The 16,860-nt window shown below is 55.7% G+C and carries 19 protein-coding genes; 9 read left to right on the forward strand and 10 right to left on the reverse strand.

Features of this window, described 5'->3' with window-relative positions:
- Positions 1 to 34: 34 nt before the first annotated feature.
- Complete coding sequence (gene ectB / locus ACN0VL_RS05530; RefSeq protein WP_417615312.1) at positions 35 to 1,309, reverse strand: diaminobutyrate--2-oxoglutarate transaminase; 1,275 nt, start codon at positions 1,307 to 1,309, stop codon at positions 35 to 37.
- 70 nt (positions 1,310 to 1,379) lie between these two features.
- Positions 1,380 to 1,901, reverse strand: coding sequence for a diaminobutyrate acetyltransferase (gene ectA / locus ACN0VL_RS05535; protein WP_417615314.1), 522 nt, complete (start codon positions 1,899 to 1,901; stop codon positions 1,380 to 1,382).
- A gap of 300 nt (positions 1,902 to 2,201) precedes the next feature.
- Here ectA and ACN0VL_RS05540 point away from each other — a divergent pair, with 300 nt between their 5' ends.
- From ACN0VL_RS05540 to maoP, 3 genes are all read left to right on the forward strand, one after another.
- Positions 2,202 to 2,411, forward strand: a complete 210-nt coding sequence (locus tag ACN0VL_RS05540; protein WP_104487633.1) for a cold-shock protein — start codon at positions 2,202 to 2,204, stop codon at positions 2,409 to 2,411.
- A gap of 123 nt (positions 2,412 to 2,534) precedes the next feature.
- The gene (locus ACN0VL_RS05545) at positions 2,535 to 3,467 is read left to right on the forward strand and encodes a tetratricopeptide repeat protein (protein ID WP_417615316.1); all 933 of its coding nucleotides are present in this window, start codon (positions 2,535 to 2,537) and stop codon (positions 3,465 to 3,467) included.
- Positions 3,468 to 3,571: 104 nt separating this feature from the next.
- Complete coding sequence (gene maoP, locus ACN0VL_RS05550) at positions 3,572 to 3,910, forward strand: DUF413 domain-containing protein (RefSeq protein ID WP_417615318.1); 339 nt, start codon at positions 3,572 to 3,574, stop codon at positions 3,908 to 3,910.
- Between the two features lie 105 nt (positions 3,911 to 4,015).
- Here maoP and ACN0VL_RS05555 read toward each other — a convergent pair whose 3' ends face one another.
- Together ACN0VL_RS05555 and mscL are read right to left on the reverse strand one after the other, a co-directional pair.
- A complete protein-coding gene (locus ACN0VL_RS05555) occupies positions 4,016 to 4,426 on the reverse strand; it encodes a UPF0158 family protein (RefSeq protein WP_417615320.1) in 411 nt (136 codons plus the stop codon).
- Between the two features lie 45 nt (positions 4,427 to 4,471).
- Positions 4,472 to 4,873 carry a large-conductance mechanosensitive channel protein MscL gene (gene mscL, locus ACN0VL_RS05560; RefSeq protein ID WP_417615322.1) on the reverse strand — a complete coding sequence of 134 codons (402 nt, stop codon included), beginning with the start codon at positions 4,871 to 4,873 and terminating at the stop codon, positions 4,472 to 4,474.
- 422 nt (positions 4,874 to 5,295) lie between these two features.
- Here mscL and sbcB point away from each other — a divergent pair, with 422 nt between their 5' ends.
- The 4 genes from sbcB to cdd are packed head-to-tail and all read left to right on the forward strand — an operon-like array spanning position 5,296 to position 8,629.
- Positions 5,296 to 6,717, forward strand: a complete 1,422-nt coding sequence (gene sbcB / locus ACN0VL_RS05565) for an exodeoxyribonuclease I (RefSeq protein ID WP_417615324.1) — start codon at positions 5,296 to 5,298, stop codon at positions 6,715 to 6,717.
- Positions 6,701 to 7,066: a CidA/LrgA family protein gene (locus tag ACN0VL_RS05570; RefSeq protein WP_417615326.1), complete on the forward strand. Its 366-nt coding sequence runs from the start codon at positions 6,701 to 6,703 to the stop codon at positions 7,064 to 7,066. The genes sbcB and ACN0VL_RS05570 overlap by 17 nt, the downstream gene beginning before the upstream one ends.
- Positions 7,063 to 7,752, forward strand: coding sequence for an LrgB family protein (locus ACN0VL_RS05575; protein ID WP_417615328.1), 690 nt, complete (start codon positions 7,063 to 7,065; stop codon positions 7,750 to 7,752). Before ACN0VL_RS05570 ends, ACN0VL_RS05575 begins: the two co-directional genes overlap by 4 nt.
- Positions 7,753 to 7,774: 22 nt before the next feature.
- Entirely contained in the window at positions 7,775 to 8,629 is an 855-nt protein-coding gene (gene cdd, locus ACN0VL_RS05580) for a cytidine deaminase (RefSeq protein WP_417615330.1), read from the forward strand.
- Positions 8,630 to 8,815: 186 nt separating this feature from the next.
- Here the strand turns inward: cdd and recR are convergent, their stop codons facing one another.
- The 6 genes from recR to ACN0VL_RS05610 all read right to left on the reverse strand — a co-directional run bounded on the left by recR (position 8,816) and on the right by ACN0VL_RS05610 (position 14,962).
- Positions 8,816 to 9,418: a recombination mediator RecR gene (gene recR, locus ACN0VL_RS05585; protein WP_417615332.1), complete on the reverse strand. Its 603-nt coding sequence runs from the start codon at positions 9,416 to 9,418 to the stop codon at positions 8,816 to 8,818.
- 89 nt (positions 9,419 to 9,507) lie between these two features.
- Positions 9,508 to 9,837, reverse strand: coding sequence for a YbaB/EbfC family nucleoid-associated protein (locus tag ACN0VL_RS05590; protein ID WP_417615334.1), 330 nt, complete (start codon positions 9,835 to 9,837; stop codon positions 9,508 to 9,510).
- A gap of 40 nt (positions 9,838 to 9,877) precedes the next feature.
- Positions 9,878 to 12,421, reverse strand: a complete 2,544-nt coding sequence (dnaX, locus tag ACN0VL_RS05595; RefSeq protein WP_417615336.1) for a DNA polymerase III subunit gamma/tau — start codon at positions 12,419 to 12,421, stop codon at positions 9,878 to 9,880.
- A gap of 6 nt (positions 12,422 to 12,427) precedes the next feature.
- Entirely contained in the window at positions 12,428 to 12,973 is a 546-nt protein-coding gene (gene apt, locus ACN0VL_RS05600; RefSeq protein WP_417615338.1) for an adenine phosphoribosyltransferase, read from the reverse strand.
- Positions 12,974 to 13,042: 69 nt separating this feature from the next.
- A complete protein-coding gene (locus ACN0VL_RS05605; RefSeq protein ID WP_417615340.1) occupies positions 13,043 to 13,435 on the reverse strand; it encodes a YbaN family protein in 393 nt (130 codons plus the stop codon).
- 129 nt (positions 13,436 to 13,564) lie between these two features.
- Positions 13,565 to 14,962: a sodium:solute symporter family transporter gene (locus ACN0VL_RS05610; RefSeq protein WP_417615342.1), complete on the reverse strand. Its 1,398-nt coding sequence runs from the start codon at positions 14,960 to 14,962 to the stop codon at positions 13,565 to 13,567.
- Between the two features lie 442 nt (positions 14,963 to 15,404).
- Here ACN0VL_RS05610 and ACN0VL_RS05615 point away from each other — a divergent pair, with 442 nt between their 5' ends.
- Both ACN0VL_RS05615 and ACN0VL_RS05620 read left to right on the forward strand, forming a co-directional pair.
- Complete coding sequence (locus ACN0VL_RS05615; RefSeq protein WP_417615344.1) at positions 15,405 to 15,749, forward strand: metalloregulator ArsR/SmtB family transcription factor; 345 nt, start codon at positions 15,405 to 15,407, stop codon at positions 15,747 to 15,749.
- Between the two features lie 99 nt (positions 15,750 to 15,848).
- Positions 15,849 to 16,859, forward strand: a complete 1,011-nt coding sequence (locus tag ACN0VL_RS05620; protein WP_417615346.1) for an ArsJ-associated glyceraldehyde-3-phosphate dehydrogenase — start codon at positions 15,849 to 15,851, stop codon at positions 16,857 to 16,859.
- The last annotated feature ends 1 nt before the right edge of the window (position 16,860 follow it).

The raw sequence follows: 16,860 nt of genomic DNA on the forward strand, positions 1-16,860 counted from the left end.
TAAGCTGATTACCCCTTGTTGGTTGGCGGCAAGCTTAAGACGCCTTGCGCAAACGCTCGCTGTCCGTCTCCAGGATGGCGTCTTCCAGCCAGTCCAGACCTTGCGTCAGCTCGGCTTCGGTGATGATCAAGGGGCACAGGCATTTCACCACTTCATCATTCGGACCCGCGGTTTCAATGATCAGGCCACGTTCGAAACACTTTGAAGTAATGGCATCGGCAATGTCACCGTCATAACAGGCAATGCCCTGCATCATGCCACGACCTTTTACCTTGTTAAGCAGCTTGGGAAAACGATCCACCATGGCTTGCATACGCTGGGTCAGCAATTCACCCTTGGCTCGCACCTCGGCGGCAAAGGTGTCATCCTGCCAGAAGGTTTCCAGCGCTTTGCGGGCGGTGACAAACGCATGGTTATTGCCACGGAAAGTCCCGTTATGCTCACCCGGGCTCCACTGATCCAGATCGGGGCGAATCAGCACCAGCGCAAAAGGCAGGCCCATGCCGCTGAGCGACTTGGAGAGGGTAATGATGTCGGGCTTGATGCCGGCAGGTTCAAAGCTGAAGAAGGTACCGGTGCGGCCACAGCCCGCCTGAATGTCATCGGCAATCATCAGAATATCGTGTTTACGACAGATTTTTTCCAGGCGCTGCAACCATTTAACCGATGAGGCGTTCAAGCCACCCTCGCCCTGCACCACTTCAAACAAGACGGCGGCAGGCTTGTCCAGGCCACTGGAGTTGTCGTTAAGCATGGTTTCAAACAGCAGCAGGCTGTCTTCGCCGGCACCGAGATAACCGTCGTACGGCAAGCGGCTGATATCGGCCATTGATGTGCCTGCCCCGCCTCTGTGGTGCTGGTTACCCGTGGCTGCCAAAGCCCCCAGGCTCACACCGTGAAATCCATTGGTAAAGGCCACAATATTGCTGCGACCGGTCACTTTACGTGCCAGCTTCATGGCGGCTTCTACCGCGTTCGTGCCGGTTGGGCCGGTAAACTGGGCCACATGGTCCATGTCTCGCGGCTTGAGAATAATATCCTGCAGCGCGGTGAGAAATGCCCCTTTGGCAGACGTGTGCATATCCAGACCATGCGCGATGCCATCTTGCTGAATATATTCAATCAAGGCTTCTTTCAACACCGGGTGGTTATGGCCGTAGTTCAGCGTACCGGCACCGGCAAGAAAATCTAAATAGCGCTTGCCTGACTGACCGTAAAGCCATACTCCCTGAGCCTTGTTAAAGGTCACCGGAAAAGAAAGGGCATAAGTTTGTACACTGGATTCCATAACATCAAAAATATTACTCATCTCGACTCCTTGAAAGTCTTGAGTTCAAAACTGAAAAATAAAAAAGAATGCGGGTGCTCGGCCAGTAGGATTAGCCGAGTGCAATGCGATAAAGAATTTCGCTACTGCTGTCACCATTGAAGTGTCGTTGCTGATCGAACAGCAGATGGCGTTCGCCCTGACCTGTTCCCTGACTCCGCGCCAGGCTTTCAAATAAACCCCACGAAGGTGCATTGTCTGCGGTAATGGTGGTTTCGAGGTGAGTCACCCCGTTGCAGGCATCGGCATCCAGCAGGGTATTCAGCAGGGTGCGAGCCAGCCCCTCACCACGGGCGCGTTTATCTATGGCCACTTGCCAGACAAACAGGGTGTTTGGCTCGGCAGGTTTACGGTAGGCAGAGATAAACCCCAGCAATGAGCCGTCTTCTTCATCTTCGGCCAACACACAGGTATCGGCAAAGTGCAGACATTGCAGCAAGTTACAGTAGGTAGAGTTGGTATCCAGGGGCTTGCAGCGGTCAATCAGGCGATTTACCTGGTAACCATCGGTTGACTTGGGGTGTCGCAGTAATAGCTGTAGATCAACGGTCGTATCCGTGTCGGTGCTAATCATTTACAGTTCTAACCTTATTTAGTTAGTGGGCTAAGCATTAATTGCTTATTAACCTAACAAACTATCAATGAATTACAACCCCATATCGAATTAATTGTTTAGAGTCGCATGCTTTTTACAGTTCATCTGTGACGATTTCAGGAGCGTTTGGTGACGTTTTGATGACCGTTTTCAGGCCTGTAAACCCAGCCACATCACTGCAAATAAATCGTCGGCAGCGCCCGTTCCGTGGGAGCTGCTACTATCTAAGTAGTGGTGATCTGTTGTCACCACCTTGCCAGACTAAATCGGATACAGACTATGAGCACCAAAGAAACAGGAACCGTAAAGTGGTTTAACGAAGAAAAAGGCTTTGGATTCATCACCCGCGCGTCGGGCCCGGATCTATTTGTTCATTTTTCCTCCATACAGGGCGATGGCTTCAAAACCCTGCAAGAAGGTCAGCCGGTGACCTTTGTGGTCACCCAGGGCAAAAAAGGACCTCAAGCCGAAGAAGTCGAGTTGGCTTGACCCTTTTCAAGGCGGCACCCAGTGGCCGCCTTATTATTGTTTGAACACCCATTTGAACACCAGGCAGCAACGGGGTACTCTCGGGGGATCAGGTTTCACCCTTTATTCCCAGTCAGGTATCTCATGGCAAAATTACTATTATCGTTTTGTTTTTTAATGCTTTCTTTACCCACTCTTGCCCAGGAAAAACCCGCAGAACCTGCCCAGAAAATGCCTGCAGACACGCCACCACAAGCCGCCGCCGAAACTCGCATCCCGCTCATTCCGTTCATGGAGCGCTACATACTGGATGAGCTCAAATCACTGCGCACCGAAATGGCGAACTATCAAATCAAGGTCACCGACGAAATCGCACAAAAAGAGCTGAATGTGGCCGACAAGGCCATTAGTTACGCCAACGTGACCGTGACCTATTTTTTCTATCTGCTGGCAGGTGCGGCCTCGGTACTGGCCATAGTCGGCTGGCAATCGTTACGGGAACTCAAGAAGACGGCGCGGGATTATGCAGAAACAGAAATGAAGAAAATCACCAGTACCTACGAGCACAAGCTAAAACAGATTGAGCGCGAACTGCAGCGAAAAACCAAGGTTATTGCGGAAAACTACCGCGAAATTGAGCGATTTCAAGAAATCCATGGCTTATGGTTACGCGCCAGCCAGGAGCAGAGTCCACAGGCTAAAATTGATATTTATGATCAGATCCTCGACATCAAGCCCGGCGATCTGGATGCCATGACCCACAAGGCCGATGCAGCACTCATGATGAACGAGCGCCAGTGGGCATTAAGCCTGTGTAATCGGGTATTGCAGGTGGATCAGCAAAATGCCCATGCGCTGTATCAGCGCGCCTGCGCCCATGCCGGCGTCGGTCATGAAGAGCAGGCCTTGTCGGATCTGGAGCTGGCGGTACAAAACAATGTGCACTTGCGCGACGTGGCCGCCGACGACGAAGAGTTTGAACCGCTGCGCCAACATCCGCGCTTTATCGAGCTCACCCACGAGAGCGGTGATCAGAGTACTGGCGACAGCGATCACCATGACAAAAAAACATCATGAAAAATTATTCAACGTGACGTGAAGAAAAATGATTTTGCTTCCCGGAACGCGGTGCCATACTTTGCGCGAATCATAGAGCCACCAAAACTAGAGTGAGAACGAACATGAGCTTTGAGTCAGCCAAGCCATTTCAAGACTTTGCCCATTTTCCTCGCGGTCTGCGTCGTTGTGGCGAGTTTACCGTCGCGGAAGCACAGCTACTGGAGCAATCCGGCCACGCCATGCTGGCACTGTATGCTCAGCAGCGCACCCCTGGTTGCGAAGAAGAGCAGCGCTTTGTTGAACAAGTACAACAAGGTAGTGCCTCGGACAGCAAGCATGCCAAGGTATGGTTAAAGTACCTGAAGGTGATAGGCCCCAAGCGTGTGCATCGCCTGTGCTCGCCCATGACCTCGGGTAACAGCGATGACGACTACGAGCCAGTAGAAGACAGCGCCGACTGATAACCGCCAGGGCAGCGCCGAGCGCCAGGCCCAGACATAACATCAACGCGAAAGAATGGCCCTGCCGGCCTTCTCCGGTCCCTTTCTTTCGCTTGACGCTGCCATTTAGCCGTTATCCAGCTCGATGTCGTTAAGCTCACACCATTCCCTGAGCGCCGCTTCTGTGGCCTTCGCCTCGTATTCATACCATTGTTCGAGCATATTGCGCCGTTCCAGCAACGACTTGAAGCGGCCATAGGCACCCCGACTTCGGAACTGCTCCTCAACCATTTCGACATCGTCCGGCAGATAATCCCAGGCAAAGCGCTCGGCCAGTCGCCGCCCCAAGTCCAGATCTCGTTTGTCCGGCAGGCACAGATAACGGTCGGAGCCCAGATCGTCCGGCAGGGGCTCATCCTCCATGTAGTCCGAAACAATATAAATCTGTCCGGTTTCCTTGCACAGATACGCCTCGGCCTCCCCCATGGGGGCGCCGCCAATCATCTCGAATACGCCGAGAATTTCGCTAAATTTCATCTAAAATCTTCCTTTTTCCTGTCTTGATACTTCATGAAACAATCATTATTTTGACTTCAACAAGTCACGTATTTCCGTTAGCAGAACCTCTTCCGCGGTAGGCTTGGGCGGCGACGCGGGCTTGGCTTCTTCTTTTTTCTTCAGGGAGTTGATTCCTTTCACCATCATGAAAATGGCAAAGGCGATGATGGTGAAATCAACCAGGGTTTGAATGAAGGCACCGTAGCTGATAACCACCGCCGGTGTTTCGCCCACCGCCTCTTTGAGCACAACCTGCAAGTCGGAAAAATCAACGCCCCCCAGCAGCAAGCCTATCGGCGGCATGATCACCCCAGAAACCAGGGAGGTCACTATCTTACCGAAGGCAGCCCCAATGATGATACCCACCGCCATATCAACCACATTACCCTTCACCGCAAAGGTCTTGAATTCCTGCATCATACCCATGGTCAACTCCCTCTCGACATTGAGGATTATTCGAACCTTTTGATTTTAAGCGCCAAACGCCCGTTCTTCCTCTTTATTGCCGGCTTTAGGCTATGCCACGATTGGCATCAGGAATACGGCAGCATCATCACCCTGTGTAGGGTCGCCTTATTTAGATAAAGAGTAATCGACCTCTTTAAGGCCGAGCCACCATCATTGGTCGAATAAATTCGACCTACCAACACACCTCCCCTTGTTATGCAGAGCGCCATCTTTCGCTCTTCACCCTTTACCCATCACCCTTCACAAAACCCCGCCGACAGCTTGTCGCCCGCCGCTTCCCTCTTACCGCTGCTTTTACAAAATGTTACGCTAGGCCATACTCTTTAATTGGCCCGCTATATCGTGAGTGATGGCCCACTGTAATAAAGACCCAAATCATCATGAGCAAGCCTGCAGCAGAACCGAGTTTTTTGTTTCACGACTACGAAACGGCCGGCATACATCCGGCCTATGACAGACCCGTACAATTCGCCGCCATTCGTACCGATGCCGAGTTGAACGAAATTGGCGAGCCACTCATGTGCTACTGCCAGCTGCCCACCGACTACCTGCCCTCGCCCGAAGCGACCCTGATCACCGGTATTACCCCGCAAACCGCCCAGCAAAAAGGCGTGTGCGAGGCCGAGTTTATTGCTCTCATTCACGAGCAGTTCAGCCAACCGAATACCTGTATTCTGGGCTATAACAACATTCGCTTTGACGATGAAGTGACCCGCTATACCCTGTATCGCAATTTTTATGACCCTTACGCCTACAGCTGGCAACAGGGTAATTCTCGCTGGGACTTGTTGGATGTGGTGCGTGCCTTCTACGCCCTGCGCCCCGAGGGCATTAACTGGCCAACGGACGACGACGGTAAACCCAGCTTCAAACTGGAACGACTCACCCAGGCCAATGATATCGACCATGGTCACGCCCACGACGCTCTGGCCGACGTAAGAGCCACTATCGCGTTGGCCAGGTTACTGCGCCAGGCTCAACCGAAGTTGTTCGATTATCTGTTCGAGCTAAGAAACAAACACAAGGTAAAGGCGCTGATTGATGTGGTGAACAGCCAGCCTCTGGTGCATGTGTCCGGCCGGTTTTCTGCCTGGCAAGGGTGTGCCAGCTGGATTGCTCCCCTGGCATGGCATCCCGATAACGCCAATGCGGTGATCTGCGTCAACCTGGCCATGGATCTCACCCCGCTGCTCGAGTTGAGCCCGGAGCAGTTACAACAACGTCTGTATACCAAACATGCCGACCTGGATGGGCTGGCACCGGTGCCGGTAAAGCTGGTGCACATCAACAAGTGCCCGGTGCTGGCCAAGGCGGGCGCCCTAACCGAACAGAGAGCCGATGAGTTAGGTATCGATCGGGCCCAATGTCGGCTCAGCCTCGATCTGCTGCGCCGCCACCCGGAAATTCGGGAAAAAGTGGTGGCCCTGTATCAACAGGCCCCCGACTTTGCTCCCATTACCGATGTTGACGCCGCCCTGTATCAGGGAGGCTTCTTTGGCACCGCCGACAAGGCAGCCATGGAGATGGTGCGCACCAGCACCCCCGATGCCCTCGCCGCGCTCCCCTTGCAATTTAACGATGAACGTCTGCCCGAGTTACTGTTTCGTTATCGGGCGCGCAATTACCCCCACACCTTGAATGAACAGGAATGGCAGCGCTGGCGCCAACATTGCCAGGACAAGCTCTCGGACATGGCCGAGCCCTATATGCAACGACTGGAGCAATTGGTGATCGAGCATCAGGAAGATGAAACCAGGCTGGCTTTGCTGCAAGCGGTGGCGCGTTATGTTCAATCCCTCTAAATCGCAAGCCTTCATCTTTATACGCGGCTTTGTGGTGTTACTGGCCTGCCTGATCATCGGCAACGCCATTGCCAGCCTGCTCCCCTTTGCCTTTCCGGGCAGTATTATCGGGCTGTTTGTGCTGTTTTTTTTGCTCAGCAGCCAGCTTGTTCCCTTGTCTTGGGTCCATGACAGTGGCCAGCTGATCCTGCGCCATATGGCAATCCTGTTTATTCCGGTGGCGGCGGGGTTACTCAGCTATATGGATGTGCTCGGCGACAGCATAGGCTTGATCATCAGCGCCGCCTTAAGCGGCCTGATACTGATACTGCTGGTAGTGGGTCGGCTTTATCAGAGGCTGCAGGCATGATGTTATGGTTCGCCATGCCGTTGACGGCCCTGCTTTACCTGTGGGTAAAAAAGCTGGCTCGGCGTTATCAACACCCCTTGGTCAACCCCATACTGCTGCCGGCGCTGATCATCATCGCCCTGCTAATAGCCAGCGGGCAAGACGGCGGCGCCTATCAGGCCGGCACTCAGCCGCTTAATCGACTGCTGGAGCTGGCGGTGGTGGCCTTTGCCCTACCGCTGTATCAACAGGCCGCCAAAATCCGCCAGCAGCTAGCACCCATCGTGCTCTGCTGCAGCCTGTCGGCACTGATTTCTGTCGGTACGACCCTGGTTATTGGCGGGATATTGCAGGCCAACCCCGAGCTGCTGGCCTCCATTGCGACCAAGTCCATTACCACGCCGCTGGCAATGAGTGTCAGCCAAGCCATGGGCGGCATTCCGGCCATAGCGGCGGGCCTGGTGATCATCGTCGGCATGATGGGCGCCATTATCGGCTTTCCGTTACTCAGGTGGGCCGGCATTCATCACCCCGAAGCTCAGGGACTGGCCATAGGGGCCGGTGCTCACGCCATTGGTACCAGTGCCGCTGCCGAGGAGGGTCCGGTACAAGGCGCCTTTGCCTCACTGGCCATGGTGGTGTCTGGCATAGCCACCGCCGTACTGGCCCCGCCACTGTTTCACCTCTATCTTTGGTTTATGCAATAACCAAACAAGAGACGCTAGCGTCATGAATGATGTACTTCAGCAGACATTAGAGCAGCACCGGCTTAAGCATTTGGCGCGTTTCAGCCCGGATCAAATCGCCATTTTAGTGCAAGCCACCCAGCTGGGAGAAGAGGCGCTCGCCCGGGCCTTGCTGCCCTTGGCACAACAAAAAGCCCGGGTGCCGGTGTCCGATTTTACCGTGGGTGCCATCGCCATTGGTGGCTCGGGCCATTGGTACCTGGGGGCGAATATGGAAATAGCCGGTCAGCCCCTCAGCAGCGCATTGCATGCCGAGCAGTCGGCAATTGGTCATGCGGCCTTGTTTGATGAGCGCTACATCGAGAAAGTCATCGTCAGCGCCACCCCCTGCGGCCATTGCCGTCAGTTTATGCTCGAGCTGGATCAAGACAGCCTGATGCTGGTGCTGCCACAAGAAAATTTCATGCTGAGTGAGCTACTGCCTCACGCCTTTGGCCCCGCGGATTTGAACCAGTCTTATGGCATGCTTAACGGCCCGGCCGGCAACCTGGTGGCTGCCGGCAACCCTCAAGTGGATACCCATGACGCTCTGATGTTCGCCGCTCTGGATGAAGCCAATGCCAGTTACGCCCCTTACAGTAAAAACCGCGCCGGCGTTGCCCTGCTGCTCAGCGACGGCCAGCTATGCCTGGGACGCTACTTGGAAAATGTGGCATTCAACCCCAGCCTGGGCCCCATGCAGCTGGCCCTGAGTCAGCTGTTTTTACGCGGTTATCAACCCAAAGATATAAAGCGGGCCTTTATTGCCGAGGCAGCAGCCAAGGTACAGCAAGCCGATGCAGCCGAGCAGCTACTGGCATCCATCAGCTCGATAACGCTGGAAAAGGCACAGTTCTAGTGAAGGGTGAAGGGTGAAGGGTGAAGGGTGAAGGGTGAAAATAATACCGAGCCGAGGCCATGCATACTATCTTTCGTACGATAGAATACTCCTTATATAACTAAGGCCCCCCATGCTCGGTTATGTCTTGGGTGTTATCTTTAACTGATCGCTGACAGCTTACCGCTTCCGGCTTTCTTCCAGCTATTATGCAAAAAGCTTACGGCCCATAAAGGAATGGCTGAGGGTGTTACCGTCTACCAGTTCCAGCTCACCGCCAATGGGCACGCCGTGGGCAATGCGGCTGACGCCAATGCCGTGGCTGCGGGCGATATCGGCAATATAATAGGCGGTGGCCTCGCCTTCTACCGTGGGGTTGGTCGCCAGAATCAGCTCCTGGAAGGACTCGGTGGCCAGCCAGTCGGCCAGTTTGTCCAGGCCAAGTTCTTCGGGCCCTATGCCATCCAGCGGAGACAAATGCCCCATCAACACGAAGTAACGCCCCTGATACTGGCCGGTTTGCTCGATGGCTACCACATCGGCCGGACTTTCCACTATGCACAGCTGACCGCTGATGGCCCGCTTGGGATTGGCACACAGCGGACACACCTCTTCTTCGGTAAAGGTACGGCACTGGCGACAGTGGCCAATGTTTTCCAGCGCCTGATCCAGCACATGAGCCAGACGACGCCCACCGGCACGCTGTCGTTCCAGCATGGCAAAGGCCATGCGCTGGGCAGACTTGGGGCCCACACCGGGCAACACTTGCAAGCTCTTGATTAATTCGTCCAACAGGGGGCTAAAACGCATGGCATCACTCGGGAGATAAAAGCAGAAAACACGGGGAACAAGAAACGGAAAGCCGGGAATACATTCCCGGCTTTATAAAGACAGGCGTCTTAGAACGGCATTTTGAAGCCAGGTGGCAGTTGCATGCCGCCAGTCAGCTCGCCCATACGGGTCTTGTTCTGCTCTTCTACGCGACGCACTGCATCGTTTACGGCGGCCGCCAACAAGTCTTCCAGCAACTCTTTGTCGTCTTGCAGCAGGCTTTCGTCCAGCTCAACACGGCGCACCGAATGGCTGCCTGCCATGGTGACTTTAACCAGACCAGCGCCGGCTTCGCCTACGACTTCCAGCTGAGCCAGCTCTTCTTGCAGCTTCTGCATTTTTTCTTGCATCTGCTGGGCCTGCTTCATGATATTGCCCATTCCACCTTTACCAAACATATATGCTCACTCTTGATTAATGGATAAATAACACCCGACGCTACTGCGCCATAGGCTCGATACTCTCGTACTCAAGCACAGCCGCAAAGCGCGATATGAAAAATTGTACCGCATCATCGCGCTCAATTTCATCTTTTGCTTGAGCAATCGCTTCCTGAAACAAGACTTGCTCTATTTCAAACGGGGTTTGTTTGCCCGCTTGCAGGCCCACTTCAACCTGCACGCTAACCGGCTGCCCCTGATGATGCTGGATCACCGCTTCCAGCTCTTGTCGCGTTTTTTCGTTTAATAAATGCTTATGTTCCGGCTGCAGCCAGAGCTGCCATTGCTGGTCACTTTTCTCTTCCAGGCTGCTGTGCATGGCCAGTTGACGCAATAAGCCGCCCAACGGCAAGTCAGCCACCAAGCGTGCCCAGCTGTCTTCTGCCCTGGGCAATAAACTCGCCGGTTTCAAAGGCTCGGGATCCGTGGAGCTACGTTGCGCACTCCCCACGGGTGTCACCGGAGCCGTCATTGGCGCAACTGAAGCCGCTGGCGGACGAGCGGTTGGTGCCTGTCTTGGTGGCGTTGCCGTGGTGCTATTAGCATTAGCTTGCTGAGGTGCAGCGGCTGGCGCACTCCATGCAGCCACAGGCTGAGCCGAAGCCCCTTCGTTACTCCAGGGCGGCGCATCATCTTCGTCATTGTCCCAGCTTACGTCAGCATAGGCATCTAACGGCGGTAGCTCATCGGCGCCCTGCCTTGCCTGTGGCTTTTCTGGCACAGGCCGTGTTGGGCTGGCCGAGGCAGCAGGCGACGGGTGATTCACCGTTGGGGCCGAAAATCCCTGCTCGGGCAATGCCGCCCCGCCTTCTGGTTGCCGAGGCGGCTCAGGCTTGGCTACTGGCTTAACTATAGGCTTAGTTATCGGCTTGACAGCTGGCTGACTGGACGTGGTGTTTTTTTCCGGGTCCTGGCTGCGCAAGCGATTTCGGGTTTGCAACAAACGGCGAATACGCGCCACATCGGCCGCAGCCGGATCTTCTACCGGATTGGCGTCTGCCGTTGCCGGGGCAGCAGCCGGAGCGGTATTTTCTCCGTTTTCAGCTTTTTCTACCGTCTTGCTGTCGGCATCACGACTGTTCTGGCGGGGTTCTGGCTGGTCAGCCAACATATTCGTGCCGGTATCCGCCATGCTAGGTGCCGGAGCTGCATCAACAGGCTGAGCGGGAGCCGTTAGCGCCTCGATAGATGGCTGAATCGCCTCGCTCGCGTCGGCGGCACTATCTCGCGCCAGTTGCGGTTGCGGTTGCGGTTGCGGTTGCGGTTGCGGTTGCGGTTGCGCAGCATGACCCAGCTGTTCCGCCTGGGCTAATATTTCGTCTTGTTCCTGCCAGAGTTTCGCCGCCATTTGATCATCTTCATCTGCCTCTAACGACGAATCATCAGCGGGAGGCGGCGTGGGCTTTTTTACCGGTATGGCTTCTGTTGTGGCCGCGGGCTGAGCGGCAGCCGTGACGACCGGCGCCTCCGGCCGAAAAGCCAGGGTACGCAGCAAGGTCATTTCCAATGCCGAACGGCCATCGGGGGCAAAGGGCAGATCTTTACGGCCCTGCAGACAGATCTGATAAAAAACCTGTATTTGCTCAGAAGATACCAAGGGTGCCAGGCGGTTAAGTTCGCCGGCATAAGGTTGTTGCTGTGGCGCAGGGACCAGTTGCGCCAATGCCAGTTGATGCCAAAAACCAATCAACTCCTTATGCACTTGATCGTAGTCCGGCCCCTGGCTGGCCAGCTCGGCCACTCGCGCCAGCAAAGCTTCACCGTCACCGGCCAAAATAGCCTCAATTAACGCCAATAGCTGGCTGCGATTGAGATTGCCGAGCATCGACTCGACCAAGGCCAGCTTGACCTCGCCATTACCAAAGGCCAGCGCCTGATCGGTGAGGCTCAGCCCATCGCGCAGGCTGCCGTCGGCCGCACGCGACAAGGCCGCCGTGGCTTGTGCCTCAAAAGGCAGCTGCTCTTGTTGAAGAATATGCTGCAACTGGGTGTCTATCTGCTCGGGCTCGAGGCTTTTTAAATGAAACTGCAGACAACGCGACAATATGGTGATCGGCAGCTTTTGCGGATCCGTAGTCGCCAGCAAGAATTTCACATGGGGCGGTGGTTCTTCCAGGGTTTTAAGCAGCGCATTAAAACTGTGCCGCGACAGCATGTGCACTTCATCGATCAAGTAGACTTTAAAGCGACCACGAGCCGGTTGATATTGCACGTTGTCCAGTAATTCGCGGGTATCTTCCACCTTGGTACGACTGGCGGCGTCAATTTCCAGCAAATCGACAAAGCGCCCCTGCTCTATTTCCTGGCAGCTGGCACACTGGCCGCAAGGGTCCGGCGTAATGCCGGTGTCGCAGTTAAGCGCCTTGGCCAACAAGCGGGCAATAGAGGTTTTGCCTACGCCACGGGTGCCGCTGAACAAGTAAGCATGATGCAATCGCCCCTGCGAAAGCGCGTTGATGAGCGCCGTCAGCACATGTTGCTGACCCACTACCTCGGCGAAGCGCTGCGGACGCCATTTTCTGGCAAGAACCTGATAATTCATCGGCAATTAATGACCATCAAACTGCACAAGGCTATTCACGCGAATACCCATATGATTCAAGCGCTGCAAGCCGCCCAGTGCCGGCAAGGCCACCACAAACGCCGCGTCCTGCACTTCGCCACCACAACGGCGCACCAGCTTGACGGCGGCTTCTACCGTACCGCCGGTGGCCAGTAAATCATCGATAATCAGTATCTTTTCGCCAGGGGCGATAGCATCCACGTGAATTTGCAGTGTGTCTTGCCCGTATTCCAGATCGTAGGCCACTTCCATCACTTCTCGTGGCAACTTGTTGGGCTTGCGCGCCGGAATAAACCCCACCCCCAGGGCGGCAGCCACCGGGGCACCAAAAATAAAGCCCCGGGCTTCGGTACCCAGCACCTTGTTGATCCCGGCATCCCGATATTGTTCTACCAGTGTATCTATGGTGGCTTTGAAGGCCGTGGCATTTTCCAGCAGGCTGGTAATATCCCGAAACATCACCCCTGGCTTCGGGTAATCGGGAATAGAAGTAATGCTATCGGCAATCAGTTTAAGGGTTTCTTGTTTCATAATAGACAGGCAGCCCTGGTTGGCCCGGACACGACACGGGCATGGCATATAAGGTGAATGGCGGCTAGCTTAGGGCCTAGTTTGCTTCAATGCAACTGCCGGCGGGTCGGGTACCACGGGTAAGCGCAAAAACCATACCAACAGCACGACAAAGGTCAGCGCCAGCCCCACTTTCACTGGCCATAACGGCACTATATAGATAGAAAATGAAAAGCTTAACGCCATCATCCACAGCGCACGACGCCGCACTTTAAGTCGCAACCCTCTGTGGGTTTGCCAGTCGCGGATCATGCTGCCAAACCAGGGGTGGTTCACCATCCAGCCATGCAGGCGAGGTGACGATTTGCCAAATAAAAACGCCGACAGCAATACAAAAGGCGTGGTAGGCAACACGGGTAAAAACGCGCCAATCACGCCCAGTCCCAATGAAATACTACCAAGCAGGGCAAATAATATACGCATAACGCCCTCCTGAAATCCTCAGTCGATTATAGCAGCATGCTACCCCCACCGGGAGTCAAAGCTCGGTGCCGAGTATCAGGCTCTCGAGCCATGTCACACTATTCTCCCCAGGGGCAGGAAGGCGGGGAATTATAGGCTCGGAGCCTGCGTCACGGCTTTGGGTTTGAGCCCCAGGGTAAACAGTATCAGGCCCGAGAGCAGGATGGCTATCGTGATCACCAGCAGTTTGCTGTAGCTGTGCTCTACGCCGAACAGCGGGCCTATTAAGTCGATCCGGCCACCTTTTTCAAGAAAATACAGCACGGCACCGGCGAAGGCGACGGCAAAGTTGGCCACGAAGCTCCAGCGGGCCACCTCGCGCCCGGCGAGAATGCTGAACAGTATGACCGGGGTCAGCGCCAGCGAGGCGGTGCCGCTGATCGCCACCGCATCAAACAAGTCCTTGCTGCCCACAAACACCAGCATCAGGCCCCCCAGAGCAAACAACGCCATGGCCAGGCGCCCACTCCCGGCGGAAGCTCGCCCCAGTCCCATGTCGACCACCAGCAGCTTGGATGCGCTGGACAGGGTGGAGTCCAGGGTGGAGGCGGCGGAGATCACCAGCGCCAGCCCCAGCAACAACATGGCCGGGGTGCCGAGCAAGCGTTGCAGGGTGATCAGTACGTCTTTGTCTTCGCCGCTCTGCAGACCGGCGAACACCCCAAGCAACCCGAAGGCCAGGATCAGCAGCGCCGATAGCCAGAAGGCATGCAAAAAGCTGCGTTTGGTGGTGCTGCGGTCGGCGATAAAGCCCCGGTCCATCATTACAGGGTCGTGCAGGGGGTAGCTCAGCACCTGCAACAGCGCCACCACCAACAATATCCACCCCGGACTATTCCATTCGGGGCTACTGGTCAGCACGCCTTGCCAGTCGAACAAGGGGTGCAGCAGCGCCATGCCGACCAGCAGCACAATTAGCACCATTAATAACCCCATCTGCAGTACATCGGTACGCAACGAGGCGCGTAGCCCGCCGGTCATGGAGTACAGCAGCGTCAAGCCGGACACTGCCAGAATGGCACCGGTGTAGCCGCCGGATCCCGCCACCCCAAACACCATCCCCACCACCAGCAGGTTGGCAAATACCTCGGTCAGCAGCCGCAGCGAGATCAACAGGTTGAAACACCCACTGCCCACCCGGCCGAATCTGGCCACCAGAAACCCTTGAATATTGTGTACGCCATGGTGATAACGCAGCCGGTCGACAATCAGCCAACCGGTGAGAAAAGAGCCGTAATAAACGCTGTAAGCCAAAGCCCCTGCAATGCCATAGAAATAGCCGAGAATGGCGGCATTGAGCAGCGAGCGGGCAAATATCCAGGTGGTGACCTGAGAAAAGGTCAGCGTCAGCAGCCCGGGTTGTGCGCCCTGCTCGTCTCGCCCGGAGAAAAAACCCTCGGCGGTACGGACTCGGGGAGCCATCAGCAAGCTCAGCAGCCCCACGCCTGCAAGCAGCACTATCAGTATGGAAACAGGAAAATCGGCCATGTAAATTTCCTTATCGTTTGGTCAGTCGGCTAATGGCTATGGGGCTAAGTCGACATCCAGGGTGGCATTATTACAACGGAGATTGATTTATTTGCGGAGCGCCACCATTGACATACGAAAAAGTGTATATATGATTTACCGCATTATTTCCGGCACTCTCGCGTAGGAACGTCATCCTCGCGTAGGAACGTCATCCCCGCGAAGGCGGGGACGGGGATCCAGTGTCTTTGCAGGAGAAGCGCAGGCTGACAGATCTACGCCACAAGCCCTGGATTCCCGCCTTCGCGGGAATGACAAGATAAAGCTAGGGATTGACAAGATAAGGCGCGGGAATGACTAGATAAGGCTAGGGGAATGACAAGATAGGCCGATGGGAATGACGACAGCACCACACCTGTTATACGGGATGACTTATCACAGCAAAGTACATCAGGGACTTTTGATGAATCCGCTTCAGTTTTATAAATGTCTGGCCGACGACACCCGCCTCAAGTGCATGCTGCTCATCCAGCATGAAGAGGAGCTCTGTGTTTGCGAGCTGACCACCGCCCTGGGGCAGATCCAGCCCAAGGTGTCGCGCCACCTGGCCCTGCTGCGCCAGGGTGGCCTGCTGCAGGACCGACGCCAGGGGCAGTGGGTTTACTACCGCCTCAACCCCGAGCTGCCTTCCTGGGTCGAGCAGGTCATCGCTGCCACCCTGGCCAATAATCCCGACTATCTGGCAGACAGCCTGACGGCATTGGCCAACATGGGCGACCGGCCGCAGCGCAGCCTGGCCTGCTGCTAACATTTTCCGGAAACTGTGTTTCAACAACAGGGTTCCAGCAAAGGCTCAGGGTCTGCTGAGGGAGCCTAACCCCTTTTTTATCCGCCAATAGGACAATATATGACGACCAAAGTAGGTATCAACGGTTTCGGCCGCATGGGACGACTGGCGCTGCGCGCCGCCTGGAACTGGACCGACATGGAGTTTGTGCAAATCAACGATCCAGCCGGTGATGCCGCCACCCTGGCCCACCTGCTCAACTTCGACTCGGTACACGGCCGCTGGCAACATGAAGCGCTAGCCGAGGGCAATGACATCGTTATCGGCAGCCAACGCATCGTCTGTACCCGCAACAGCGCCATCGCAGACACCGACTGGTCCGGCTGCGATCTGGTGATCGAGGCCTCCGGCAAGATGAAAACGACTGCCCTGCTTCAGGCCTACCTGGATCAGGGGGTGAAGCGGGTGGTGGTCACGGCGCCGGTGAAAGAAGAAGGCGTGCTCAATGTGGTGATGGGGGTGAACCATCAGCTCTATAACAAGGAGCAGCACCCGATCGTCACTGCCGCCTCCTGCACCACCAACTGCCTGGCCCCTGTGGTCAAGGTTATCCACGAGCAACTGGGGATCCGGCACGGCTCCATGACCACGGTGCACGACATTACCAACACCCAGACCATACTCGATGCTCCCCATGCGGATCTGCGCCGGGCCCGGGCCTGCGGCCTGAGCCTGATCCCCACCACCACGGGCTCGGCCACCGCCATCACCCATATCTTTCCCGAGCTTGAGGGCAAGCTTAACGGCCATGCCATCCGGGTGCCGCTGGCCAATGCCTCGCTGACCGACTGCGTGTTCGAGCTGGAGCGCGCCACCACGGTAGAAGAAGTGAATGCCATGCTGCGGGCGGCCGCCGAAGGCGAGCTCAAGGACATCCTCGGCTATGAAGAGCGGCCGCTGGTATCGGTCGACTACAAGACGGATCCTCGCTCCAGCATTATCGACGCCCTGTCCACCATGGTGGTCAACGGCACCCAGCTCAAGCTCTATGTCTGGTACGACAACGAATGGGGCTACGCCAACCGTACCGCCGAGCTGGCACGCATGGTGGGCCGGATGGATCAGGAGTAAG

Origin of the sequence: Oceanisphaera sp., from assembly GCF_048268965.1 — a bacterium.
Classification (GTDB): Bacteria; Pseudomonadota; Gammaproteobacteria; order Enterobacterales; family Aeromonadaceae; genus Oceanimonas.

What these genes read in the sequence shown, in the direction of transcription:
- recR (WP_417615332.1), bottom strand. Translation starts at nt 9,418, where the DNA reads ATGCGTTTTAGCCCCCTGTTGGACGAATTAATCAAGAGCTTGCAAGTG.
- maoP (WP_417615318.1), top strand. Translation starts at nt 3,572, where the DNA reads ATGAGCTTTGAGTCAGCCAAGCCATTTCAAGACTTTGCCCATTTTCCT.
- ectA (WP_417615314.1), bottom strand. Translation starts at nt 1,901, where the DNA reads ATGATTAGCACCGACACGGATACGACCGTTGATCTACAGCTATTACTG.
- dnaX (WP_417615336.1), bottom strand. Translation starts at nt 12,421, where the DNA reads ATGAATTATCAGGTTCTTGCCAGAAAATGGCGTCCGCAGCGCTTCGCC.
- mscL (WP_417615322.1), bottom strand. Translation starts at nt 4,873, where the DNA reads ATGGGTATGATGCAGGAATTCAAGACCTTTGCGGTGAAGGGTAATGTG.
- ACN0VL_RS05545 (WP_417615316.1), top strand. Translation starts at nt 2,535, where the DNA reads ATGGCAAAATTACTATTATCGTTTTGTTTTTTAATGCTTTCTTTACCC.
- ACN0VL_RS05570 (WP_417615326.1), top strand. Translation starts at nt 6,701, where the DNA reads ATGTTCAATCCCTCTAAATCGCAAGCCTTCATCTTTATACGCGGCTTT.
- ACN0VL_RS05590 (WP_417615334.1), bottom strand. Translation starts at nt 9,837, where the DNA reads ATGTTTGGTAAAGGTGGAATGGGCAATATCATGAAGCAGGCCCAGCAG.
- cdd (WP_417615330.1), top strand. Translation starts at nt 7,775, where the DNA reads ATGAATGATGTACTTCAGCAGACATTAGAGCAGCACCGGCTTAAGCAT.
- apt (WP_417615338.1), bottom strand. Translation starts at nt 12,973, where the DNA reads ATGAAACAAGAAACCCTTAAACTGATTGCCGATAGCATTACTTCTATT.
- ACN0VL_RS05615 (WP_417615344.1), top strand. Translation starts at nt 15,405, where the DNA reads ATGAATCCGCTTCAGTTTTATAAATGTCTGGCCGACGACACCCGCCTC.
- ACN0VL_RS05575 (WP_417615328.1), top strand. Translation starts at nt 7,063, where the DNA reads ATGATGTTATGGTTCGCCATGCCGTTGACGGCCCTGCTTTACCTGTGG.
- ACN0VL_RS05610 (WP_417615342.1), bottom strand. Translation starts at nt 14,962, where the DNA reads ATGGCCGATTTTCCTGTTTCCATACTGATAGTGCTGCTTGCAGGCGTG.
- ACN0VL_RS05540 (WP_104487633.1), top strand. Translation starts at nt 2,202, where the DNA reads ATGAGCACCAAAGAAACAGGAACCGTAAAGTGGTTTAACGAAGAAAAA.
- ectB (WP_417615312.1), bottom strand. Translation starts at nt 1,309, where the DNA reads ATGAGTAATATTTTTGATGTTATGGAATCCAGTGTACAAACTTATGCC.
- ACN0VL_RS05555 (WP_417615320.1), bottom strand. Translation starts at nt 4,426, where the DNA reads ATGAAATTTAGCGAAATTCTCGGCGTATTCGAGATGATTGGCGGCGCC.
- sbcB (WP_417615324.1), top strand. Translation starts at nt 5,296, where the DNA reads ATGAGCAAGCCTGCAGCAGAACCGAGTTTTTTGTTTCACGACTACGAA.
- ACN0VL_RS05605 (WP_417615340.1), bottom strand. Translation starts at nt 13,435, where the DNA reads ATGCGTATATTATTTGCCCTGCTTGGTAGTATTTCATTGGGACTGGGC.
- ACN0VL_RS05620 (WP_417615346.1), top strand. Translation starts at nt 15,849, where the DNA reads ATGACGACCAAAGTAGGTATCAACGGTTTCGGCCGCATGGGACGACTG.